Source organism: Streptomyces sp. NPDC028308 (assembly GCF_055565855.1).
In genome coordinates this window covers 17,255-41,270 of record NZ_JBVHTO010000017.1, presented here as the reverse complement: position 1 = coordinate 41,270, position 24,016 = coordinate 17,255, and the positions used below count along the sequence as shown (strand labels likewise).

18 protein-coding genes are annotated in these 24,016 nt (G+C 70.1%); 7 read left to right on the top strand and 11 right to left on the bottom strand.

The genetic code is table 11. The annotated features are described in order from the left end of the window. Positions 1-8 precede the first annotated feature (8 nt). From ACZ4VA_RS34505 to eccE, 4 genes are all read right to left on the bottom strand, one after another. Positions 9-1,868, bottom strand: coding sequence for an ABC transporter substrate-binding protein (locus tag ACZ4VA_RS34505; protein ID WP_452923572.1), 1,860 nt, complete (start codon positions 1,866-1,868; stop codon positions 9-11). A 350-nt stretch (positions 1,869-2,218) separates the two neighbouring features. Further along, the gene (locus tag ACZ4VA_RS34500; RefSeq protein ID WP_468083921.1) at positions 2,219-6,046 is read right to left on the bottom strand and encodes an SCO5717 family growth-regulating ATPase; all 3,828 of its coding nucleotides are present in this window, start codon (positions 6,044-6,046) and stop codon (positions 2,219-2,221) included. Between the two features lie 335 nt (positions 6,047-6,381). Next, positions 6,382-7,242, bottom strand: coding sequence for a hypothetical protein (locus tag ACZ4VA_RS34495; RefSeq protein WP_356170887.1), 861 nt, complete (start codon positions 7,240-7,242; stop codon positions 6,382-6,384). A 5-nt stretch (positions 7,243-7,247) separates the two neighbouring features. Further along, positions 7,248-8,582, bottom strand: coding sequence for a type VII secretion protein EccE (gene eccE, locus ACZ4VA_RS34490; protein WP_389392517.1), 1,335 nt, complete (start codon positions 8,580-8,582; stop codon positions 7,248-7,250). 197 nt (positions 8,583-8,779) lie between these two features. On the opposite strand from eccE, the gene eccB reads away from it, so the two are divergent. Both eccB and mycP read left to right on the top strand, forming a co-directional pair. Then, on the top strand, positions 8,780-10,309 hold the full coding sequence (eccB, locus tag ACZ4VA_RS34485) for a type VII secretion protein EccB (RefSeq protein ID WP_355779928.1): 1,530 nt from the start codon (positions 8,780-8,782) through the stop codon (positions 10,307-10,309). A 13-nt stretch (positions 10,310-10,322) separates the two neighbouring features. Continuing rightward, positions 10,323-11,570, top strand: a complete 1,248-nt coding sequence (gene mycP, locus ACZ4VA_RS34480) for a type VII secretion-associated serine protease mycosin (RefSeq protein WP_452923568.1) — start codon at positions 10,323-10,325, stop codon at positions 11,568-11,570. Here the strand turns inward: mycP and ACZ4VA_RS34475 are convergent. From ACZ4VA_RS34475 to ACZ4VA_RS34465, 3 genes are all read right to left on the bottom strand, one after another. Then, on the bottom strand, positions 11,567-11,857 hold the full coding sequence (locus ACZ4VA_RS34475; RefSeq protein ID WP_468083918.1) for a hypothetical protein: 291 nt from the start codon (positions 11,855-11,857) through the stop codon (positions 11,567-11,569). The two genes, mycP and ACZ4VA_RS34475, sit on opposite strands and share 4 nt — an antisense overlap. 293 nt (positions 11,858-12,150) lie before the next feature. Next, positions 12,151-14,259, bottom strand: coding sequence for a hypothetical protein (locus ACZ4VA_RS34470; protein WP_468083916.1), 2,109 nt, complete (start codon positions 14,257-14,259; stop codon positions 12,151-12,153). Between the two features lie 41 nt (positions 14,260-14,300). Continuing rightward, positions 14,301-14,744, bottom strand: a complete 444-nt coding sequence (locus ACZ4VA_RS34465; RefSeq protein WP_355779919.1) for a hypothetical protein — start codon at positions 14,742-14,744, stop codon at positions 14,301-14,303. A 509-nt stretch (positions 14,745-15,253) separates the two neighbouring features. Between ACZ4VA_RS34465 and ACZ4VA_RS34460 the strand changes: the two genes are divergently transcribed. From ACZ4VA_RS34460 to ACZ4VA_RS34440, 5 genes are all read left to right on the top strand, one after another. Continuing rightward, positions 15,254-15,730: a hypothetical protein gene (locus ACZ4VA_RS34460; RefSeq protein ID WP_468083914.1), complete on the top strand. Its 477-nt coding sequence runs from the start codon at positions 15,254-15,256 to the stop codon at positions 15,728-15,730. Continuing rightward, complete coding sequence (locus tag ACZ4VA_RS34455) at positions 15,730-17,493, top strand: WXG100 family type VII secretion target (protein ID WP_452923559.1); 1,764 nt, start codon at positions 15,730-15,732, stop codon at positions 17,491-17,493. Before ACZ4VA_RS34460 ends, ACZ4VA_RS34455 begins: the two co-directional genes overlap by 1 nt. A 160-nt stretch (positions 17,494-17,653) precedes the next feature. Then, on the top strand, positions 17,654-18,790 hold the full coding sequence (locus ACZ4VA_RS34450) for a S8 family serine peptidase (RefSeq protein ID WP_452923591.1): 1,137 nt from the start codon (positions 17,654-17,656) through the stop codon (positions 18,788-18,790). A 119-nt stretch (positions 18,791-18,909) separates the two neighbouring features. Continuing rightward, positions 18,910-19,251, top strand: a complete 342-nt coding sequence (locus ACZ4VA_RS34445; RefSeq protein ID WP_355779908.1) for a WXG100 family type VII secretion target — start codon at positions 18,910-18,912, stop codon at positions 19,249-19,251. Between the two features lie 67 nt (positions 19,252-19,318). Beyond that, positions 19,319-19,621, top strand: a complete 303-nt coding sequence (locus ACZ4VA_RS34440; protein WP_355779906.1) for a WXG100 family type VII secretion target — start codon at positions 19,319-19,321, stop codon at positions 19,619-19,621. A 179-nt stretch (positions 19,622-19,800) separates the two neighbouring features. On the opposite strand, the gene ACZ4VA_RS34435 is transcribed toward ACZ4VA_RS34440, so the two are convergent. The 4 genes from ACZ4VA_RS34435 to ACZ4VA_RS34420 all read right to left on the bottom strand — a co-directional run bounded on the left by ACZ4VA_RS34435 (position 19,801) and on the right by ACZ4VA_RS34420 (position 23,925). Further along, complete coding sequence (locus ACZ4VA_RS34435; protein ID WP_468083911.1) at positions 19,801-20,445, bottom strand: hypothetical protein; 645 nt, start codon at positions 20,443-20,445, stop codon at positions 19,801-19,803. 57 nt (positions 20,446-20,502) lie between these two features. After that, positions 20,503-21,015: a hypothetical protein gene (locus ACZ4VA_RS34430; RefSeq protein ID WP_468083909.1), complete on the bottom strand. Its 513-nt coding sequence runs from the start codon at positions 21,013-21,015 to the stop codon at positions 20,503-20,505. 100 nt (positions 21,016-21,115) lie between these two features. Then, on the bottom strand, positions 21,116-23,401 hold the full coding sequence (locus tag ACZ4VA_RS34425; RefSeq protein ID WP_468083907.1) for a hypothetical protein: 2,286 nt from the start codon (positions 23,399-23,401) through the stop codon (positions 21,116-21,118). Beyond that, positions 23,401-23,925 carry a hypothetical protein gene (locus ACZ4VA_RS34420; protein ID WP_355792067.1) on the bottom strand — a complete coding sequence of 175 codons (525 nt, stop codon included), beginning with the start codon at positions 23,923-23,925 and terminating at the stop codon, positions 23,401-23,403. Before ACZ4VA_RS34420 ends, ACZ4VA_RS34425 begins: the two co-directional genes overlap by 1 nt. Positions 23,926-24,016: the final 91 nt, after the last annotated feature.

Below are 24,016 nucleotides of genomic sequence, written 5' to 3'. Positions count from 1 at the left end.
GGCTCTCACTACTCGCGGTCTTCGGCGGTGGAGCGTCGGCGCAGCGCGAAGAACAGGCCGGCACCCGCGAGGACGACGACGCCCGCGACGATGCCGATGATGACGCCCGTCGAGCTCGAATCGTCGGAGGACTCACCGGAGGAGGCGGCCGGAACCGCAGACCACCAGCTCCAGTAGCCGTCCTGGCCGTAGATGTTGCCCGCGGCCTCCGGCATCGTGGTGATCGACTTGATCTGGTCGGTGCGGTAGGCCTCGACCGCGTTCGGGTACGCCATCACGTTCATGTAGGCGGTGTCGTACAGCCGCGACTCCATCTGCTTGACCAGGTCCGCGCGCTTGGCCGTGTCGTACTCGGCGAGCTGGCGGGTGTACAGGTCGTCGTACTTCTTGTCGCAGATGAAGTTGTCGGTGGCGCCGGTGTCCTTGGGCGTGGCGGGCAGCGCCGCGCAGGTGTGGATGGACAGGACGAAGTCCGGGTCCGGGTTGACGGACCAGCCGTCGAACGCGAGGTCGTAGGTGCCCGCCAGCCACGGATCGGTCACGTTGTCCAGGCAGTTGAGCGTGACGCCGATGCCGAGCTTGCCGAACCACTCCTTGAGGTACTTGCCCACCGCCTTGTCGTTCGGGTCGGTGGCGTGGCACAGCACGCGGTAGTTGATCGGCTTGCCGTTCTTCTCGACGCGCTTGCCGTCGCCGTTCTTCTTGTAGCCGGCCTCGTCCAGGAGCCGGGCCGCCCTGGCCGGGTCGTACGCGAGCTTCTGATCCGCCGACGGCTTCCAGTAGTACGTCGAGAAGCGCGGCGGGATGTATCCCTCGCCCTCCACGGCGTGGCCCTGGAAGACCCTGTCGATGAGGGCCTCGCGATCGATCGCCATGAACAGCGCCTGGCGGACCTTCTGGTCGAGCAGCGACTTGGCGCCGTCGCCGAAGTGCTTGCCGTTCTTCGCCTGGGCGCCCGGGTTGGTGGCCAGGGCGTAGAAGCGGCGGCCGGGGGCGTCGTTGACCTTGACGTCGTCCTGGGTCTTGAGCGCCGACGCCTGGGCCGGCGTCAGGCCGGAGACGAACGACACCTCGCCCTTCTGAAGGGCCGCGACCGCCGCGTCACCGTCCTTGTAGTACTTGAAGACCAGCTCGTCGAACTTGGGCGCGCCCCGCCAGAAGCTCTTGTTGGGCTTCAGCTTCACGTAGCTGTCGGCCTTGTAGTCGGTCAGGACGAACGGGCCGTTGCCGACGATCGGGAAGCTCTTGTCGTTGTTGAACTTCGAGAAGTCGTCGACCTTCTCCCAGACGTGCTTGGGCACGATCGGCACGTCGAGCGCGGCCATCGTGGCCTGCGGCTTCTTCAGCTCGATGACCAGCTCGGTGGGGCTCGGGGCGCTCACCTTGCGGAAGTTGGCGACGAAACTCCCGTTCGCCGTCGCCGCGCCCTCGTCGGTCATCATCTTGTTGAACGTCCACGCCGCGTCCTCGGCGGTGGCCTGTTCGCCGTCCGACCACTTCGAGTTGGAGCGGATCGTGTAGGTCCAGGTGAGCTTGTCCGCGGACGGCGACCACTTGGTGGCGAGGCCCGGGATCGCGTGGTTGTCCTTGGGGTCGTAGTTGGTCAGGTACTCGTACATGAGCCGGTGGATGCTCGTACTGACCAGGCGCGACGCCAGGAACGGGCTCAGCGAGTCGACGCTCTGCGCGACCGCCACGGTGAGGACCTTCTTGCCCTCGTCGGCCTGCGCCGTCCGGGGCGCCGGGTTGAGCGGCGTGGCGAGACCGGCGGTGAGGGTCAGCGCCGCGGCGCCTGCGAGGGCGACGAGCCGGGGCAGACGGATCCGTGGGCGCAACGGCCCTCTGGCGTTGTGGTCTTGTGTGTTCATGGCTCGGTGACCTCGCGTCATCGCTCGCACAGGGATGGCTTCTCGAACTGCTGGATCAAGGTTGATCGGGTGACGCCGGCGGGGTTGATGTGTGTGTCTATCAGCGGCGGTCTCCGCACGTCAACGGCGCGTGAACCCCATGTGGCCTGCGGAAATAACGAGTTGATGCGGATTTCTCGCTCATTGGTCCAGACCCCTGAAGCCGCCCAGGTGGGGGCCTGACGCTCCGTATCGTCCATGCGTGGACCGGGGAAGCGTGAGAAGGGATCCGGCTGACATGCGAAAGGCCCGCACCGTCGTCGACGGTGCGGGCCCGGGCGGTGACCGGTCCCCGGAGAGGACCGGCCGGACTACTGCTGAGGGGGCGCGGACGGGGGCGGGGTCTGCCCCGGGTGCTGCGGGTACTCCGGCTGGGGGGCGCCGTGCTGGGGGTGGTCCGGCTGCGGGACGGGCTGCTGCGGATACCCCGGCTGAGCGGCACCCTGCTGCGGATGGGGCTGCTGCGGCGGGTAGGGGGCGCCGCCGGGCTGCTGGGGGTACGCCGGTCCCGGCTGCGGCGGCTGAGGAACCTGTCCCGGGAACGGCGCGCCCGGATGCGCCTGCCCCGGCATCGGCCGGCCGGGCGCCTGGCCGGGATACGGCTGCCCCGGAATCGGCTGGCCGGGATGGGCCTGCCCCGGCATCGGCTGCCCCGGCATCGGCTGCCCCGGCATCTGCTGCTGCGGCATCGGCTGGCCCGGCAGCGGCGGGGCGGCGACCGGCGGCGGGTTGCCGTCGGACGTCCACAGGCCGAGCGACTGCTGGTGGCGCGCGATGTCCTCGGCGACCAGCGCGGACAGGTTGAAGTACGCCTCCCGCACCTTCGGCCGCATCATGTCCAGGTCGACCTCGGCGCCCGCCGCCAGGTGCTCGTCGAACGGCACGACGATGACGCCCCGGCACCGCGTCTCGAAGTGCCCGACGATGTCCTCCACCTTGATCATCTTGCCGGTCTCGCGCACCCCGGAGATCACCGTGATGGACCGCGAGACCAGGTCCGCGTACCCGTGCGCGGACAGCCAGTCCAGCGTCGTGCTGGCGCTGCTCGCACCGTCGACGGACGGCGTCGAGATGATGATGAGCTGGTCGGCGAGGTCGAGCACGCCGCGCATGGCGCTGTAGAGCAGACCGGTGCCCGAGTCGGTGAGGATGATCGGGTACTGCTTGCCGAGCACGTCGATCGCCCGGCGGTAGTCCTCGTCGTTGAACGTCGTCGACACCGCGGGGTCGACGTCGTTGGCGATGATCTCCAGCCCCGAGGACGCCTGCGACGTGAACCGCCGGATGTCCATGTACGAGTTGAGGTACGGGATCGCCTGCACGAGGTCGCGGATCGTGGCACCGGTCTCCCGGCGCACCCGGCGTCCGAGCGTGCCGGCGTCCGGGTTGGCGTCGATCGCGAGGATCTTGTCCTGCCGCTCACTGGCGAGCGTGGAGCCCAGCGCGGTGGTCGTGGTCGTCTTGCCCACGCCACCCTTGAGGCTGATGACGGCGATCCGGTAGCAGGACAGGACCGGCGTGCGGATCAGCTCCAACTTCCGCTGGCGCTCGGCCTCTTCCTTCTTGCCGCCGATCTTGAACCGCGATCCGCCCGCGGTGGGACGACCGCTCTTCGGCTTCTGCTTCTTGTTGTTGAGCAGCCGGTCCGAGGACAGCTCCACCGCCGCGGTGTAACCGAGCGGCGCGGCACCCGGGTTGACCGGCTGCCGCTGGTCGTGCTGGATCGGCTGCGGCCACGCGTTGCCGGCGCGGGGATCCACGGGGGCGACGGGAGGCTGCGGCGGGTTACCACCCTGCGGGGCGGCCTGCTGCGGGTACCCCTGCGGCGCCGGCTGCTGCGGGATGCCGTAACCGGTCGGCTGGGCGGGGGCGTTGGGCGCGGCAGGCGGAGCGGTGTGCGGGAAGCCGTAGCCGGGCTGGGGTGTCGAGTCCTGGGGTGCAGGGGCCTGGGGTGCCGACGGTTGGGGAGTTGGTGCGTTCTGGGCCGGTGTTCCCGGCTGGGGGAACCCGTAGCCGCCCTGTGCCGGGACCGGTGCGCCGGGCTGCGGGAAGCCGTAGCCGGGCTGGGGCGCCGAGGACTGAGGGGCAGGGTCCTGCGGTGTGGGCGGCTGATGGACAGCGGCGTTCGGGACAGGAGCGTTCGGGGCCGGGGTCGAAGGCTGCGGGAATCCGTAACCGGTCGGCTGCGCCGGGGCTTCGGGTGCCACGGCAGGCGTGCCCGGGGTGCCGGGCTGAGGGAAGCCGTAACCGGCGTGCGGGGCGTGCGGGGCCTGCGGGGTGTCCGCCGCGGGCTGGGCCTGCGGCTGTGCGGGCTGGGGCGGCTGCGGTGCCGGGGCCGCCTGCCAGGCGGCCGGGGCGGGCTGCGCGGCCTGAGGCTGAGCGGCCTGCGGGACCTCGGGCCGGGGCTGCGCGTCCGGGTGGGCGTGAGGCTGGAAGGACGGCTGCTGGGGCGCCTGCTGCGGTACCGGGGCCTGCGGGGGCACGGGTGCCTGCGCGGGGGCGGCGGGCTGCTGGGCCTGCGCGGTCTGCGGCTGGGCGTGCGGGGGTACGGGTGCCTGCGGCTCGGCGGGCTGCGTGGAGGCGGGCCACTGGGCGGCGGGGGCGGGTGCCGCGGGCTGGTAGGCGGGCGGCAGCGGCGGAAGACCGCTCTGCGGCGCCGGGGGAGGAGTCCAGGCCGGCGGTCCCGCGGGGGCGTGGCCGGGCGTGGGCACGCCGGGCGCGGATGCGGACGCGTCCGCATCGGCTCCCGTACCGGCATCCGGCGGTGCCGGGGCGTTCGGATTGCCGTCGGCCTCGGGGGAGTTGGGCGCTTCCGCGTCCGGTCCCGGGGTCTCCTGAACGGCGTCGGCGACCGGAGCCGCCGGACCGGGGGTGCCCTCAGGCCCGTCGGCGTCCACGGCCACGTCGGATTGGGCGGACGCACTGGTCGCACCGGACTCGGCGGGCCCGATGGGCTCGGTCGATCCGGCCTCGGTCGATCCGGCGTCGGTCGGGGCAGCGGAGGCCGAGAGGTCCACGCCGTCGCCGGTACGCACGTCGGACACGGCGACGTCTGGCGTCACGGTGGTGCCGTCGACGTCGGTCACACCCGCACCGTCGGCCGCGGGCTCCGGCCCGGAGTCCTGAGCGGGACCGGAGGAACTGTCCTCTGCGTCAGCGGAGCCCAGGCCGACCTCGGCCCGATCGGCACCGGGGACGGCGTTGTGGGGAGCGGCGTTCTCGGACACCACGGCGGCATCGGAGGCGCCGTCCGAGGCGTGGGCGTCTCCGGACCCGGCGCTCTCCTCACTCCGGAACGGCGGAGTGCCGAGCCCGTCCACGCCGGAACCCCCGGCACGGGAAGCGTCCAGACCGGTGCCGTCGGAACGGGAACTGTCCGCACGGGAACCGTCAACATGGGGAGCCTCTGGACCGGAGCCGTCGGCAGCGGACCCGGCGGCGGCTTGCGTACGGGCACCGTCCTGCGCATCGGCGCCCGCAGCCGTCGTACCGGCCCCCGCAGGGGCAGCAGCGGCGTCCCCGGGGCCCGTACCGGCGCCCGCAGACGTCGTACCGGCGCCCGCAGCCGTCGTGCCGGCGCCCTCGGGGCCCGTACCAGCGCCCGGAGACGTCGGCTCGGCGCTCGTCGGCTCGGCGGTCGCCGCGGCCTCGGCCCGGTCCGCGATCTCGCGGCGCAGCGCGGCGGAGGAGAAGCGCATCGTCGCGCCGCTCTCCAGGTCGCCGTTCCCGCTGTCGGCCTCGGCGACCGGCGGGGCCGGCTGCATCCAACTCGGCTGGCCCTGCTGCGGGAAACCGTCCGCGGGCGGGGGCGGCAGGTCGACGGGCACACCGACCGGCGGAGGAGCCGTCGCCGCCGCACCGACCGGGGGAGCCGGACTGACCGGCGGAGCCTGGTGGAACGGCGGGACCTGGCCGAACGGAGGCGCCGGGGGTGCCGGCGGGGCCGGCTGCGACGGGGCCTGGGGCTCCGGAGCCGGTGACGTCTCCGCCGTACCGCCCGACGCGTTCTGCGTGTACCAGGCAGGCGGCGCGTAGTCGATGGTGAACTCGCCCGTCGTCTCGATGGCGGACTCCGCGTCGGACTGGTCATCGCCGGGCGTGGCCCAGCCCCCGCGGATCCCGTCCCGATCGCTGTTCACAATTCCTCCTGGTGTGGTCGAGCACCCTCGTGCCGTGCCGGGGCGACCGCTCTCGTTGTCCGAAGTCGTCCGAATCCGCCCGGCTGTCCCCCTGGGGTGCCGACGGCCCGCTCGCGGGTCTCGGTGTCGCGCCCTGTCCCAGCCTAATCACCACAAGCGTCCCCAGGGCAGGGCCGTCCACCCCTCCGCGCCCGACCGCTCCGTCACGCGCGGCCCACGGGTGCCGTGCACACGTGGACCGCCCGCAAACAAAACGGGTGATTGTGGTGAACGTATCGAGCGGAAGCGGGGGCGAAACGGTCTCAAACGCCCCAGGGCGGTCGCCTGTTGAGGGATCAGTCCATCCTGCGTGGCGTACCCAACAATCCGGTCTCGGCGTCCGTCGGCTGGGTCATCACGTACTGCCGGTCGCGATCGGCGCACCACAGGGTGACGCCGTCGGCGAGCGTCGGCAGGGAGTCCATGTCCCCCTGCGGCAGCGCCAGCGTGCGGCTTATCTCCGCGGCCTCGTCCGGCGAGACACGCTGGACCCCGACGAGCCGGGCCTGCCGCATCAACCGCGGTGCCACCGGGCTCAGATACGGCAGCAGCGTCAGTACCGCCTGCCACGGTCCCGCGACGACCCGCCCGCGCGGCGGCCGCATGCCGCAGTCCCGCACCACGAGCACCGGGTTGCCGGCCGAGGCGCCCTGCGGCGGCACCCGGCCCACGTCGTACACGGTCATCCCCGACTGCCCGCCGCCGACTGCCTGCACCATCTGCGCCCAGGCCTGCGCGCGGCCGGTCTCCACGGCGACGCGCGTCCCCGTGGCCGCCGCCCGCAGGGCCAGCACCTGGGCGGTCCACAACCCGCCGATCAGGACGACGTCGTACGGAGTGGGCCGGTTGAGGCCCAGCACCGCGGGCTGCCCGCCGGCGTCCACGCCGATGACCACCCCGTCGTCGCCGATGGGCAGGGCGAGCGCGTCCAGTTGCTCCGCGGACAGCGTGTGCCGTCCGTGCCGCGGGCCGAGCAGCCCGAACCCGCTCCGCACCCGCGAGCGCAGCCGGTCCGCGGCCGACGGCCCCGCGGGGCCACCAGACGCGGGACCACCGGAGGCGGGGCCTCCGGCCGGTACGTACGCTGCCGGACCCACGCCTGGCCCGTACGGCCCCGGCGCCTGCGCGCCAGGCCCGCCCGTCGGCGGTGAGGTCATGGCCGTCACCTGGCACCTCCCAGGGGCAGAGTGGCGAGTACGCCGGGCAGTTGCTGCCGGTCGAGGCGGGCCAGGCCGGCCCCCGCCTGCCGCGCGGCATCCTCCAACGCGCGCCGGGCCGCGACCAGTTCGTCGTCGGAACGCCCCGTCACGCGCAGATGCCCGACGAGCGAGACGTCCTGCCGCTCACCGCGCGCCAGCGTGAGGCTGAAGGTGGTGGCCAGCGCGGGAACGGCGGTGAGCAGCGCCACGAGCTGCGCCATCGAGGGACCCCGCCCGCCCAGCCGGGGCCAGCGGCGCACCCAGTACGTCGTGTGCCGGCGGTTGTCGCAGCGCCAGCTGCGGCCGGACTCCTCGGTCCGCCGCTCGGGCACGTCCGTCCGCCCGGCCTCGGCGGTCACCAGGGGGTTGGCGCACGCCGACGTGGCGACGGCCGCGATCAGCTCCTCCTCGTCGAGCACCGTCGTACGGAAACCCGCGCCCGTCAGCCGGCTCGCGAGATGGTCGGCCGCCCGCACGGCGCACTTCTGCGCCCCGACGAGCCCGCCCCCGCGCGCGGCCACCGCCTCCGGACACAGCTCCGGGTCCAGCTTCAGCGCGATCCACGTGATGCGCACGGCGGGGGCCCCGGTCTGCGCCTGCAGCGGCGCGTAGTTGCTCACCGCCACGGACTGCTGGGGAAGATGCAGCGCGGGCGCGGGCTGCGTGTGCAGCACGATCTGCGCCGACTCCAGCCGGATCCCGTCCACTTCGAGGGCGTCCCGCACCAGCCCGAGCGGCAGCGGCTGCCGGCTCCGCTCGGCCCGCAGCGCCGTCGCGTCGGCCTCCACCTGGAGGACCGCGGTGACGAACGTGCCGTCGCCGATCATCCCGACGGAGCGCCGGTCCCGGCCGCCGTACGCGTACGTGCGCAGGCTCGGGTCGCACTCGACGGCGGGGGCGAGACCCGGCTCCGTGCCCGGCCGTATCGCCGTACCGGCCGCCTGGCGCCTGCGGGCGCGCAACGCCCGTGCCGTACCGAGCCATTCGGGCAGGGAGCGGCCGCGACGGCGGACGAAGGCGAGCAGCACCAGCACCACGGCGATCACGCCGGCCGCCATCAGCGCCATGGGGTCGACGACCCAGCCGGTGAGCAGCACGGCGGCGGCGAGCTCCAGCAGGACGACCCGTTGCAACCGGAACGACCCGAACTGCCCGGGCCGTGTCCGCAGATGAGTCGCGTCCGCGTCCTGCGGCCGGCCGGGCGGGGCGGACTGCCGCTGCGCGTGCGGCGGTTCAGGTGCCGCGGAGCCGCGCGTCCGTGACCGGTCGCGCAATCGCGTCCGCGCTCCGGAAGCCATCACTCCATCCCCCCGTAATGCTCACAACTCGCTGGAATCACGCCACCGCATGGGGCCCTTGAAGGTCCGGGTACCCTACCCGCTCCACGAGACCGTTCTTTTACCAGGCATAGTAGGGGGCCGGTCCGACAACGGAGGGCGGGGGACGGTGACCCCCGAGCGCCGACCAGGCGAGACACGGGGAGAAGCGGGCACACATGGCATCTCGGCGGGACCAGCTCAACGCCTACACCTTCGCGAAGCGCCGCATGCTCGCGTCCTTCGTGCAGTCGTCCCCCGACGGTTCCGAGGAGGGGGCGCCGCGTCCGCTGCGGGCGGTCGTCCCGGGTGTCATCGTCGGGGTGATCGTGATGGCCGCGTTCGGGGCGTGGGGCATGTTCAAGCCGACCGCCCCGCAGGGCTGGGACAGCCCCGGCGAGAAGGTCATCGTCGCCAGCAAGTCGACCACCCGTTACGTGGTCCTGACGACCAAGGGCAAGACCCGCCTCCACCCCGTCCTCAACATGGCGTCCGCCAAACTCCTCCTCAAAACGGGTGAGGGCGAGGTCGTCACCGTCGACGAGTCCGTCCTCGACAAGGGCGACATCCCGCGCGGCGTCACGATCGGCATCCCGTACGCCCCCGACCGCCTGCCGTCCGACGAGGAGGCGGGCTCCGCGAAGCGCTGGGCCGTCTGCGAACGCCCCAGCGCCGGGGGCCGGTCCATCCAGAAGGCCGCCTTCGTCCTCGCCTCCCGCGACATGCGCAAGACCGAGGGCGGGAACCGACTGCGCGGCGGCGAACTCATGTACGTCGTCGGCCCGGACAAGACCCGCTACATCGTGGACGCGCACGGCACCGCGTACCAGGTGGACGCGACCGACGAACTGCTCCTGCGCACCCTGGTCGGCTCCGGCCGCGAACCGCAGCGTGTGTCCGCCCCCTGGCTGGCGACCCTGCACCAGGGCGACGCCATCGACTTCCCGAAGGTCCAGGGGCGGATCGGCGCCGGAGCGGGCGTCGAGGGCAGCCTGCCCGACGAGGCGAACAGGATCGGCATGATCCTCAAGGCCCCCAACGGCGACACAGAGCAGCACTACCTCGTCGAGCCCGGCAAGGTGGTCCCCGTCTCGGACTTCACCGCGAAACTCCTCCTGAACAGCCGCGATCTGGTCGCCACCGGTCAGGCAGGCAACGCCCTCGACGTCAGCGCGGGAGCCTTCGTCCCGACCACCGCCGCCTTCGCGGCGGACCGCGACTGGCCGAGCCACGCCCCGACCGCCGTCAACGACGCGGGCACCACGGACGGCAGCCGCAACACCGTCTGCAACGTCCTGCGCGACGTGGACGAGGAGAACAAGGGCGCCACAACGCTGAGCACTTGGGCGGGCACCGGATTCCCGGCCGCCCTGCCCACCGGCAGCGACAGCGCGTACGTCACGCCCGGTTCCGGCCAGCTGTACCGCCAGTTCAAGGGCGAGGAGGTCAAGGCCGGCGGCGTCTTCCTCGTCACCGACACCGGCCTGCGCTACGCCATGCAGTCCAACGACGACAGCGCCACGGACGATTCGGGCATCGGCACCACGGCCAAGGAGCGCAAGCAGCTCCAGCAGGAGGCCAAACTCGCCCAGATCCGCCTGGGTTACGCCGACGTGGACCCGGCGCCGATCCCGGCCGAGTGGTCCCGCTTCCTGTCCACGGGCCCCCGCCTGTCGACGTCGGCCGCACGTCAGCCGCAGGGCTCGTAGGACGGAGGAGACCATGCCGTACGCCCCTTCCGCCGCGGGCACCCGCCGCACGGTCGCCGCAGCGGCCGCGGCGCTGACCCTCACCGGCCTCGCGCTCGCGCCCCCGGCCACCGCCGACTCCTCCACCGACCAGTGCACCTTCCCCAACAAGAAGTACGCGGGCCGCCCTTGGTCCCTCCAGCGCGTCCTCCTCGACGAACTGTGGAGCCAGTCCCGGGGCAAGGGCGTACGGGTGGCGGTGATCGACACCGGAGTCGACGTCGAGAACCCGCAGCTGACGCACGCGGTGGACGCCTCAGATGGCGCCAACTTCCTGCCTCCTAAGGACGACAAGGGCGAGAAGATCGACCGCGGCAACTCCCAGGGCACCACGGACACCGTCGGCCACGGCACGCGCGTCGCGGGCATCATCGCGGCCCGCCCCGCCAAGGGCACCGGCTTCGTGGGACTGGCCCCGGAGGCGACGATCATCCCGGTCAAGCAGAACGACGCGGAGGGCCACGGCACGGCCGACACCCTCGCCAAGGCCATCCGCCACGCGATCAAGGCGGGCGCCGACGTCATCAACATCTCCCAGGACACCTCGAACGCCGTCGAGCCCGCACCCGACCTCAAGCAGGCGGTGGACGCGGCGCTGGCCCGGCAGATCGTGGTCGTCGCCTCCGCGGGCAACGACGGCCTCGGCGGCAACGTCAAGCGGACCTACCCGGCCTCGTACGACGGTGTCCTCGCCGTGGCCTCCTCCGACCGCAACAACGAGCGCGCCGCCTTCTCCCAGTCCGGCGAGTTCGTCGGCGTGGCCGCACCCGGCGTCGACATGATCTCCACCGTCCCCAAGGGCGGCCACTGCCCCGACAACGGCACCAGTTTCTCCGCCCCTTACGTGGCCGGAGTCGCCGCGCTCATCAAGGCGAAGCACGGCGACTGGACCCAGCGCGAGATCGTCGCCCAGATCGAGCAGACCGCGGAGCGCTCCGTCGCGGGCCACGACCGCCTCGTCGGCTGGGGCGTGGTGGACCCGGTCCGCGCCCTGACGGAGGACGACCAGCCGATCGAGTCACCCCGCCCCCACGAGGGCGTCACCAAGGCGGAGGCCCCCACCCCGGCCAGGCTCCAGCTCGGCGAGTCCCCTGACGAACGCAACGCCCGCCTCGGCACGTACGTGGCCGTCGGCGCGGCGGTCCTGGTCGCCGCACTGGGTGGAACGGCCGTCGCCGTACGGGACGCCAGGCGCCGCTCCCGCCGGGTCGCCGGCCGCTAACGGGAGGGCCGCTTCTCCTGACAGTGGAGCGTCTTCACCGTGGCCGGCATGTAGGCCCGCATGAACCTCTCGATGGCGACCCGGCGCTCCGCGTCGAACTCCCCCCGCGTCACCTTGAGCGCGAGCGTGAAGTGATCGGCCCCGCTCCCGTCCTTGCACCGCGTGGTGGCGATGGCCCCGTCATCGGCCCCGACGGCCTTGTCGGCGAGGGGGATACGGGGGAGGGGCCGGGCGTTCTGGAGCCCGGTTACGGAGTTGTCGGGGGAGGCGGCCTTCATGGGGCTCATGGGGCCGCCGTGAGAGGCGAACTTGAGGTGGAGAGCGTCATCGTCTCCGACGAAAACGACACACCATGACGTCTCTCCCGCCTCTCGGAAACCAGCACTGGTCCACTCGGTGACTTTGTTCATGGGCTGCAAGAGAGGCTTGGCGACCGCACGACTGACGCGAGTTCCGCAAAGCGTGTCGGGGACTGCGTGATCAGACTGCGAACCTCCGCATGACGTCAACAGCAGTGTCGTAAGAATGACCCCAACAGGGATGCTCTTGCTGTACCTCGTGATGCCGTTCACGTGCCTGCCTATCCTGAGATCCCCTGGGCGCGGTTGATGCCGGCCTCCGCTGCTTGCTCGGTGTCGTCCTGGCGGTCGTACGGCGTCCGAGTTCCGTGGCCGTGCACCTTCCACCACTCATTGGTCAGCGCTGTCAGCTGATGACTTCTGTTCTCGTACGTGGCGACCTTCTCGTCGGCTGCCTTCTCGTCGTAGCGGCGCTGTTCGTCCGCGAGCCACCTCTCGGTCACGTAGTCAACGCCCGCTTGGACCTCGCCGCTGCCCACCGGCAGATGGCCGATTGCCTGATCGACCATCCACTTGCCGGGCAGCTCCGCCGTCTTGGGCTCCGCTGCCACCTGGGCGCGGGCCTCCTCCATGAAGCCGACCGTGCGTCCCGCGCGGAGAAGGGACTCGTCGGGGTACCGCTGATCGGGCTCGTGGATCGCGGCGACCAGCGCCTGGTTCATCCCGCGGTTCAGGGTCCCGTAGGCGCCCTGATCCCTGGACACCTGCTTCATGACCTCGATCAGCTGCTCCTGCTTCAGCGGCGCCTCCGACATGTCGATGCTGCTGGCAGCCACGTGCACGGTGTCGCCGTGATTGGCGAGGATCCTGGCCACGGGCTCCCGCAGGGAGGGCGGGAAGTCGTCGCCGCTGTCGGCGAGATACCGCACCGTGGACCGGAGGATCGCCTTGTTCTCCTCGGAGTGGGGGACGAACTCCGCGTCCCGGTCGGAGGGATCGATCCCCGTCGTCGCGGCCTGGAGCGCGGCCGCGAACCCGGCGCGGTCGTCCTTGTCCAGGGCGGCGCCGTAGGTCGGAGCCTTGGCGCCTTCCTGCGCCTCCTCGACCACCTTCCAGTCGCGCTCCTCCATGAGGTACTTCATCCGGTCGTCGGACTTCAGATAGGACGCGGCGGTGTCCGGATCGTGGCTCATCACGCCGAGCAGCCCGTCGAGCGGATCGTTCGCGAACCACCCGTCCCGCCTGCCGGAGTAGCCGCCCTTGAGATCCCAGACGTCGGGGTCGCTCTTCTCGGCCCTGATGATGTCGTCACCCAGATCCTTCAGGAACTGAGGCGCGTAACCGTCCCCCTTCTGCATGAGGGTGACGAGTGACTGGTAACCGCGGGCCTTGTCGAGACGGGCGCCCTGGAAGTCCGTCTCGTACCGCTCGACGCCGGCCTTCCGCATGTCGCGCCGCCATTCCTCGTACCACTTGGACTTCGTGTCCTTGGTGGCCGTGGCGAGGGTGCGTGCCAGTCCGGACTCGATCGTCGAGAAGTCGCGGACGCCCTTGCCGCCACGGACGTGGATGAGGTCGTTGAGACGGTTGGTCATCCTGATGGTGCCGCCGGCGCCGAGTCCGTCGAGGAACGTGCGGCTGAACGCCTTGTCGTGGCCGTTGTCGCGGAAGGTGCGCCGCAGCTCCGCGACATCGCGGTCGGACAGTTCCGCACCGCCGTTCAGCCGGAGGGCGATGGCGTCCGCAGCCTCTGCCTCGTACTTCTCGATGTCGCCGCGGGCACGGGAGTTGAAGCCGTCGCAGGTGCCGTCCGTGACGTCGGAGTCGACGGTGACGGCCTTGAGGGCGATCTCGAGTCCCCGGTCGGCGTCGGCGACGGCACGGACCGCGCGGTCGAGGCTGTCCTGCCAGGAGGACGTCGACGTGCAGGCCCGCTGGGCGTGGCCGGCGTCCGGGTGCACCGACGCGCTTTGCCCGGCGTACGAGACGACTCCCCGTTCGGAGACCCGCATACCCGCTTCCACGGCCTCCCGCCGTACGGCCTTGACCTTGCCGCGCAGCTCGACGAACTGCGCGTGCGCGTCCCGCAGTAGCGACGCGAGCGCCTTGGCCTCGGTCTGGGCGGCCTGGAACTCCTTGAGGGTGATGTCGAAACGGGCGTGGGCCGCGTCCGCGCTCATCCCCTCCCAGGAGCGCCCGACGGAGACGCCGTACACGTCTCGTCGGTACTGGGCCTCGCGCTTCTCGAACTCCCCGGCCATGCCGTCCCAGCGCTCGGCGGCGGTGACGAGAGAGGAGAGGTCGGTGGTCATGATCTCGTGGTACGTCGGCATGGTTCCAGGGGTGAGGACGAGGACGGCAACGAGGACGAGGAGAAGTGCGATCAGCACAACGCGACTGCTCAGCAACGGGGTCGAGGTCCCGACTCGGACTAGAGCAGGTCGAGACCTGACGGGCGACGTACCTGCGCACCCACCCCGACGTCCGTCTTCTGGAAGAGGGCCGAGGTGCTGCGCAGCGCGTCCTTCTCCGAACCGAGCCGGTCCATCAACGCCTTGACCTGATCGCCCCACGCCTTGTGCGCGCGCTTGAGGGCGCCGGACGTCACCCATCCGTGCCCGTCCCGCGCCCCGAACTCCTTGACGGCGGCGGTAGTCTCCTCGTCGGCCCAGGCGCCCGACTTCCGCGTGTCGGGCTCCAGATGCTCCTCGATGGCCCGCGCGGCGGCCTTCTTCTCGGCGGGACGTGACGCCAGATCAGGGCCGCCGGCACCGCCGCCGGCGGGGCCATTCCGCTGCGCCGGCAACTGGTCCAGCCGTACGCCGACCTGCCCGGCGGCCCGCCCTCGCGCCTGCTCCCACTCGTCCCACGTCACGGCGGGCCACCTCCCCAAGTGCACTCTCAGTCGTTGTCAGTGACGCAGAGTAGCGTTGTTCGTGGGTGCCGAGCGGGACGCCGGAAGGGGGAGGGGTGCGCGAAGTGCGAGTACGTGCGGTGAGCGGGTTGCCGCGACACGTTGGAGGGACGGGGGTGGCGCGACTTGACCCCCGCTCAGCCGCCGTCAACACGGGAACGGGCGGCGGCACCCGCAGGTTTTGTAGTTGCAAAGATCCACTCAGGTCGGCGGCGAGGCCCGGGGGATGGTGAGAGTCACCACTCGACCACGGAGGAGATGTGTGATTTGGCGCTCTATCTGGATATTTGAGATCGATTGACGGACGGCTACTGTCGACCTCCCGACTGCTTCGTAACTGACTCAGTACGAAGTTCAGTTGGCCGCGATTTACACAGTGACTACAGTGGTCAATGAGTGTGCTGCGGGCGGTTGAGCCGCAACGGCCGCTCGACAGCTGGACAAACGGGGAACGGGGAAGGGGACGCATCGTGCTTCCTGCGGACATGGGCGGGAGTGTGGCCCTCAAGCGAGGCCTGGGGGCGCTCAAGGACTTCCGGAAGCGCGTCGACGCGGTTCTGGACCAGCTCGAAGGCTCGGCCGGCGACCCGGCCAACGTGGGGGCCCAGAGGATTTCGCGTGCCTCGTTCAGCGGCGCCGGCAAGTTCGACGAGGCCGCGGGTCTCTACGCCCAGTACCACCGTGTCCACGAACGACTCACGGCGCTGTCCAAGACGCTCAACCTGCAGATCGAGGCGCTGGGTATCGCCGTGCATGGCGCGGACGTCGGCTTCGACACGCTGGAAGAGGACGTCCGGCGACGCTTCTGGGAGATCCAGACGCAGGTGAGTCGTGAACACGCCGAAGCGCAGCGCGAGAAGACTTCAGCCGAGCGTGAGAGGACCGGGGAGCAGGGCAAGCCCGAGCACCAGCGGTCCGACGACAAGACGTCGAAGGTCGGGTACTGATGGGTGACGACCGGAAGCCCCAGAACGAGCACAAGGCCGACCTGGAGAACGTGACGCGGCAGGTGGGTGCCGTCGATGCGACCACAGCCGTGTCGGAGATGCTCAACAACACGTTTCTCGGCGGTGGCATCCGCTTCTTCGGCAAGACGGATTTCGAGGGTCACCGTCTCAACGACATGATCGACCTGGTCGAGGGCGCCAACCCGGCCGATCTCGAAGCGGCGGGCAAGGCGTTGTGGGATGCCCGCGACGCCATCAAGGACGCAGCCGACGAGCTCAGCGGGCACATCGAGCGAGTCGAGTGGGAAGGCGAGTCGGCCGAGGCGTTCCACACCTGGGGCAAGAAGCTGGTCGCTCACACCCAGGACCTCGCGACCTTCGCCGACGCGGCGGGAACCCAGATCACGGCAGCCGGCACGGGCCTGGCATCGGTCCGCAAGTCCATGCCGCCGCGGGACCACCGTTCCGACCCCAAGACGGTCGACGACATCCCCACGCCGAAGCGCGTCGAAGGGAACGACGAGTACACCGCGGCCGTGCAGGCGGAGAAGCACAGGCAAGAGGCCATCAACCAGATGAACCGACTGGCGTCGTTCTACGCGGTGTCGGAGGAGACTCTGGCCGCCCAGGAACCGCCTACGTTCGAGCCGATGCCGGCGGTGGGAGTCCCGCAGCCTGCTCCTGCCTACTGGGCGCCCGAGTTGTCGTCAGGGGAGCAGGGGAGCACACAGTTCGCCTCGGTGAGTGACACAGACAGGCCGTCCCACCACGAATCCGCCGGATTCGCCGGTGACTCAGGTACGCACACCACGCCTGGGTTCAAAGACGTGGATGTGCCGGTCACGCCTCCCGACCGCGACGTCGGAACCGAGATCGACAGTGTCGGCACTCTGCCGGAAACGAGGCCGGCCACCAGTGCGTCACCGTCCGCCACGGGACAGGCCGGAGTGCCAGGAGGGACACCGCCCGCGCTGGCCGGTGGTGGCCCGGTGGCTCCGGCCTTCGGCGGCGGCACGGCACGTGGGGTCGGTGCGGTCGGACGGGCCGCAGGGGTGGGCGGCACATCCGGTGCCAGAACTCCGGCGTCCGCACAGGGACGTGCCGGCGCCGGCGGTGCCAGGACTCCGGCACCGGCGCAGGGGCGTGCCGGGGCGGCCCCAGGAGGACGCGGCCCTGCAGGCCCCGTCGGGCGTGCCGCCGCTTCAGGGCAGGCGGGCGCTCGTGGGCCCGCAGGTGCGAAAGGTACGCCCATGGGGCGCGGCGTCTCCGGAGGGCTGCCGAGGTCCACAGGTACGACGGGTGGACGCGCAGGTACAGCGGGCCCTACAGGTGCCGGACGCAGCGGCGTGGTCGGCGGTAAGCCCGCGGCGGGTTCGACGCCTTCCGCGAAGGGCTCGAAGATGCCGCGGGGCACGGTCATCGGGGGCGAGGGAGCCGCGACCGCCCGCACCGCAGGCGGCAAGATCGGGCAGCGTGGAGTGATCGGGGCACCGCAACCGTCGGGAGGGGCGGCAAGCAGGACCTCGCCCCGGGCCGTCGGCAACCCTGACGGCGTGGTCGGCGCGCCGAGGAGCAATGGGTCGCAAGCCGGTAAGGCGGCCAGGCGCTCCTCCGGCGAAGGAGGTGCCGCGCAGGGCAGCGGGGGCAATCGCGGACCGCAGAGAGCAGACGACAGAGGCACGTCGCGGCGCAAGCGGTCGCGCGACGACGAGACGCGTTCGCCCGACAGCGCGCGGCGCGATGTTCCGCCCACCGCCGGCTGACCGAATACGAGCGAGGACGTACAGAGGCATGTTGTCAGGGATCAGCCGACGTGATGTGGGCTCCGCACCTGCGAGGAGACGCGTGTCCAGACGGGTGTCGGTCGTGTGTGCTGCGCTGGGGGCACTGGGCATCGTGTGCTCGGGCTTGGCACCCAGCGCCATGGCGGACGACGTCCGGAAGCAGCAGTGGTATCTCGATGCCATGGACGCCGAGGGCCTGTGGAAGTCCGCGACGGGCAAGGGCGTCAAGGTCGCGGTACTGGACACCGGGGTGAATCCGACGACGCCGTCGTTGCAAGGCCAGGTACTCGGCAACGCGGTCCCGAAGAGCGTCTCTTACAACGCGACCAAGGACTACAAAGGTCACGGGACGACAATGGCGGAGCTGATCGCGGGGACGGGCGCGGGGGGCGGATTGAAGGGTCTCGCCCCCGACGCGAAGATCGTCCCCTACCGGGTGCTCGTCGCCGACTCGGCAGACGCTAAGACCAAGAAGGAAACGCCCAGGGTGGCGGACGCCATCAAAGCTGCCGCTGACAGCGACGCGCAGATCATCAGCATGTCCTTCGGCTCGGACATCATCGCCCCCGAGGTGGAATCGGCGGTGAAGTACGCGGAGTCCAAAGGCAAGTTGATGTTTGCCTCTGTGGGGAACGACGCCGAGAAGAAGAACTTCATCGGTTATCCGGCTGCCTACCCCTACGTCGTCGGTGTCGCGGCTACGGACGAGGCCGGCACAGTCGCCAAGTTCTCGGAACACGGCGAGTACGTCGACCTCGCCGCACCAGGACTCGACCTCCCGTACTACTGCGACGCGACACTGCGCGCGTACTGCGACGGCGGCAGTGGCACCAGCGCCGCAACAGCCATCGCGTCCGCCTCCGCCGCCTTGGTCTGGTCCGCCCACCCTGACTGGACGTCCCACCAGGTGCTGAGGACCCTCATCGACACCGCGAGCCGGAGCTGGCCGAAGGACAAGCCTAGCAACTACCTGGGTTACGGGCTCATCCGTCCCCGTAAGGTCCTCGCCGACAAGGACATTGATCCCGGTCCGGCCAACACCGACCCTCTCAGCTACGAGAACGGTACGAGCGGCTCGGGCGCCACCCCCTCCACCTCCGTCCCAGCCTCGTCACAGCCCCCGAAAAGCACTTCAGGCGGGGAGACTTCAGCGGCAGGATCAAGCTCGGAGCCGTCCGACGGCAACACGCTGTGGGTGGTCCTGGGAGCCGTCGCCGCGGCGGCGGTGATCGGAGGAGGCGGCTTCGCCGTGCTGCGTGCGCGCCGCAACGGCTGAGCAAGCCCTCCCCTCCGGTCCAACTCCGGCCCGACTTTCCAGGCCGGGTCGCGCACCCACCGCCCGGTGGCGCGCGAACCCGGCACGTTCGCACGGCAATCCAGGAAGGAAGCCCATTCATGGCAGACGGCCAGCGGCTATCAGATGCCCAAGTAGTCAAGCTCGAGCAGGACATCGCGACGAAGTTCGAGTCGATCAAGGGGCAGGTCCACCGCCTCCAGGGCACCATCGACAGCCTCGAGAGCGGTCAGTGGAAGGGCATCGGTGCCGGTGCCTTCAACACCAAGCAGTACGAGATCAACACGTCCCTGGTGCGGATCGGCAACATCCTCACCAAGTTCCTCGAGGCCATGAGCGCCACCCGGAAGATCAAGGACGGCACCGAGGACGACGTCCGTCAGGCCGTCAACAGCATCAACGTGTACGACGGAGCCCCGAAGTCGAGCCTCAGCGGGTTCTGAGCGAGTGCCGTCCTCGGACACCCGGGGCCGGATCCGTCGATGCACAACATGAAGGAGTGGAGTGAGTATGGCCGGCAACAGCCACGATGAACTCGTAGTCAAGTACGGGGCCCTCGACGCCGCCGCGACCGAGATCGGCAACCAGGCGAAGCAGCTCGAGCAGGACCTGGAAGAGATCAAGAAGATGGTCGCCAGCGTTGCCTCCGGCTGGGAGGGCGAGGCCCACAACATGTACAAGCAGCAGCAGGCCCTCTGGGACAAGGAAGCCAGGGACATCCACCAGGCCCTGGTCTCCATCGCGCAGGTCGTCGGCCGCGCCGGCGGTGACTACATGGGCGGCGACAAGAAGGCCGCCAGCTACTACGCGTAGCGCTGATGAGCACAGGTCACCGGGGTGGGCGCGCGCGGGAGGCGCCCACCCCGAACTGTGCCCTGATCACAGGGTTTTCCTGAGCAGCGGCACCGCGCTGTGCGCCCTGCCGGTGTTCCAGGCGCGATCCCACACTCGGCGTGGGCGCGCCAGGAGCCGTTCCGCGGCGTCAATCGCCGTCAGCCGGCGTCCACGGCGGCGGAAGCCACCTCGCCGTCCTGGACCTGGCGTGCGCGCTCGGCGAACGTGGAGGCGAACTCGGCCACCAGGTCGTCGCTCATGTCGACCCCGGCCGCGGACTCCCCGGTGGTCAACATGAGCGCGCTGCCCACACGTACTTGAACGAGCGTGCTTTTCGTCCGCTCGTCGAAGGAAGAGCCCGGCCCGACCACGGCGTCGCGCTGGTCGCCGATGTCGCCGACATTCACGACCCGCGACTTCGGGACGCGCGCCTTCCACGCCTTCCATACCCGGCCGTACGCGGATTCGGCCGTGTCCGCGTCCTCATAGGACATGATCATGAAGGTGAACCGGGGCTTGTGAGTGCCCTGGAACAGCGAGACGCCCGCGAAGCGCACGTCTTCGCACGAGGCACGGGTGTAGCACCGTACGAGACCCTGTGACCTGGCCTTCTTCAGGGATTCCGCGGTGGGCTCCGCCGCGATGTCCCAGCCGGGGACGGCCTTCTCGTCCGGCAGTACGTCGCGCGTCGTCCTGGCGTCGAGCGGAGTCCCCTCGTCCGTGTCCGCACCACAAGCGGCGAGGAGTGGGAGGAGGGCGAAGGCGGCGACGATCCGGTGGCGGCGGTGGGACAGTCCCAGCATGATCCGAAGCTTTCCTGAGTGTGAGAAGAGGAGTGGGGAGCCCGTCGAGTCTTCGCTTCAGGCGCAGGCGCCCGACTTCTCGACCGACGTCGTGTAGTCCGCGATCAGGCTCTTCATCGCGGCTTTGTCGCTCCGGCCGGACGCGTAGAGCTGCAGTGTGGCGAAGAGCGCCTGACCGGGGTGCTCCGACGTCTCACACCCCTCGGTCCTGCCCACGGCGCCGGTGCCGGAGTACAGGTACTTCCCGGACCCGGTGACCGTGCCGGGGTTCACCTTCGCGTGAGCCGCGGCCACATCGGACACTTCCTCGTCCTTGTCCCACCAGATCTGTCCGGCCACCAGGGCGACCTTGTCGTCCACGGTGACGCTGCACCGCATGGTCCCTCCGTTGGGTGTCTGCGTCCGGGCGGACACCTTCTTCCCGGGCGGCAGCAACGAATCCAGCAGTTCGGGCTGGACAGGGGCTCCGCAGAGAGACTCCGGGAGCGCGTACTCGCGCTTCTCCTCCTGCGAGCAGCCCGAGAGGGCCGTTCCCAACACGACGGCGGCGGTCAGGGCGACCGTGCGCAATCCCGGAACATGTCGAAGACGCAGATGCCGCAAAGCCGTATGCCTCTCTGTGCGGAAGGAGCGCGACGCAAGACCTGGGGGTGAGGCGGGGGCGGTCACGTCAGATGTCCGTCTTGAGGTCGGATGCCATGGCGCTGACGTTCGTGCCGGACTCCTTGAAGCCGCGCTGCGCACCGTCCCGAGCCCATTCTCCGACGTCGGGCAGATCGGTTCGCCTGTGGCCCTTGGCCGCTTCCTCGGCAGCCATCTCCGTGTACTTGCTGTTGCTGTCCAGGCCGGTTTCCCAGTACTCGCCCATCACCGGCCCGGCGTCGTCCTTGGCCTTGCCCTCGGCGTCCTTGAAGATCTCTTCGAGGACCATGCTCGTGGCCGTTCCAGCGGCGCCGCCGGCCGCCGCACCTCCGACGGGACTGGTGATGAAGGACGCGCCGACTCCGGTGACGGTACCGACCGCACCCGAGATGAAGTTCTTCCGCTGGGCGATGGAGTGTTCGTAGGCCTTGTCCTTCTCCTCAGCCTCACCGGCGACGGCCTCCGCCCGGCCCTGTGCCAGCGTTCCCGACACCTCACCCGATCCCTTCGCGATCTGCTCGACCACGAACTGCGGGTCTTGGGCGTAGCGTTCGCCCGCCGGGAGGTCGGGATTCAGGTGATACTCCATCAGCCTGGACATGTAGTCCTTCTGGCCCACCTCGACCGCGGCGTACCCCTCGGGGTTCTGGCCGACGGTGAAGAGGAAACGCGTCACGTCCCGGTGGTCGAGCTCGGCTTCGGTACCCGCGACCGGGAAGAGGCGGTCGGTGTCCCCGTCACCGTCGTCGGTCATGGCCCGGTTGATGTCCGGAAGGTACTCCGACGCGATCTGTCCGAGGCTGTCACTCATGTATCCGTGGTCGGTGACCCGCTCGTTGTTGTCCGAGACGGACGCGACGAGGCTCTCCATCAGCTTCGCCTGCTCCGCGTTGTGCGGCGGAGTGTCCGAAGTAGGCAGCTCACCCGCCGGATGCCCCGTCGTCGCCGCCTCCAGGGCGAGCGCCAGATTGTTGCGGCCCGCGATGCTGTCCTCGCCCTTGTCGTCCTGGTCCATGGGCCAGTCGCGCTCTTCGAAGAGGTAGTCGAAGTTGGACAGCGAGCGCTTGACGTCCTTGCCGTCCTTCTTCTCGGTGAAGTCGTGGTCCTCGTCCTTGGTGACGAAGTCGCCGTTGAAGAACTCCGTTGCGGCGTCCGGGCTGTTCGACAGCGCCTTGAGATAGCCGGTCATCGGGTCCCAGCCGGAGTCCGTGCCGGTGCGGTTGACGAGCGGGTCCATGCCCATGCGCTGCCAGGCGCCGTGCCGGCCGTTGCCCGTGAACTTCTTCTCCGCGTCGATCAGCTTGTCGCCGTAGTCGACCAGGAACCTGTCGTCGTAGTCGCCCCACCGCATCAGGTTGGACATGACCTGGGCGCCGAGGGGGAAGCCGCCGTTGCGGCCGACGGGCTTGTCGACCAGGTCGACCATCCCGCTCTTCCACTCCGTCATGCCGGCCGTGTCGCTCTGGGTGGCGTTGGCCAGCGTGAGGCTCAGGTTCTTCTGGAGATCGTCGTACTGGTCCACCCGCTTGCTGCCCACCGCGTAGGCGCTGTGCGGGTCGTTGAGCCCGGTCCAGAAGTCGAGCGTGCCCCTCGGCCCGAGCTTGCGGGCGAACTCCTCCGCGAACAGGTCGTCGTTGGCGTACTTCTTCAACCCGGCGTTCAGGCGGTCGAAGTCCTCGACGGTGAGGTCCTCCGTCTTCTTCCGCGCCAGTGCGGCGAGTTCGTCGGCCTCCTTGACCGCGTCCGCCGCCGCGTCCCGGTTCGCGTAACTCGCGTCGGAGAAGCCGAGCCTGCTCTGGTCGACCAGTGCCTGGAGCACCTTGCCGGCCGAGTCGTCACTCGCCGTCGCGTCGTCGAGGATCTTCTGGACCTCGTCGCGCAGGGCGATGACGTCCTGCGCGTCGTGTTCGGGGACCGTCGTCCCCTTCGCCGCGCGGTCGGGGTGGATGTTCATCGTGACGGTGAAGCCGCCGCCCGCGGTGGTGATCACGGTGAGGTTCTTCTTCTCGCCGCGTGAAATGGCCTCGTTGAGCTTGGTCTTGTAGCCCTCGAGTTCGGTGAGAGTGTCCCGGAGGATGTTCCTGATGGACGTCGCCTGGGTGTGGGCGTCCGCGAACTCACCGGCGGTCTTGCCGACGAACTCCTTGGAGACGGTGGCGTTCTGACCGGTCCAGGCGGCCTTGTTGGCGGCGCCTCTGAGTCCCTTGTCGGCGGACTCCTTGAGTTCGTCGAGATCGCCGATCATGGTGGTCCAGTCGGTGACCGCTTCTTCGAGCAGCTTGAAGTCGGCGAAGCGGAGCGCGTCGAGGTCCATCAGTCGCCCTTCTTGTCCTTCTTGTCGTCCTTCTCGGCGTACGCGGGGTTCTTCTCGCCCGGAGCGCCCACGCGTTCGTCGAAGCCCGCGTCCAGGACGTCGATGCTGCTCATCTGCCGCCGGATGTAGTGGTCGTCGCCGGTGTGGAGCTTCTTGGTGACGCTCATGTGGTTGGAGATGTGGGCGCACGCGTCGCGCAGGGAGGACAACTGCTCGTCCCAGCGGGAGGAGACGTGCTGAAGTCCGCCGCCGAGGGCGAAGCCCTGCCGGGTGAGGTCACCGGCCGCCTTGTCACTGCTCGGCACGGCCCTGCGGCCCTTGTTCCACAGGTCGTTGTAGAGCGTGAACGCGTGCTCGCCGATCTTCGCCAGGTCACCCTGGTTCACGGTGAGGTCCCCGTACTGGGCGGGGTCCACGACCCGGCCTCCGCCTCCGCCCGGCTCCAGCTGATTGAGCTGCATGTGGTCGTCCGACCGCCGCTCGGCAGCCTGCGACTTCAACTGCTCCCACTCGTCCCACGCCATGCGCGAACCCCTCCCCGTCCTCCCCGCGAACCGCACCTCTGCGTCCGCCCCGCGAAGTCACCGACACTTCTTCAAGGCCGTTGGTTCCGGC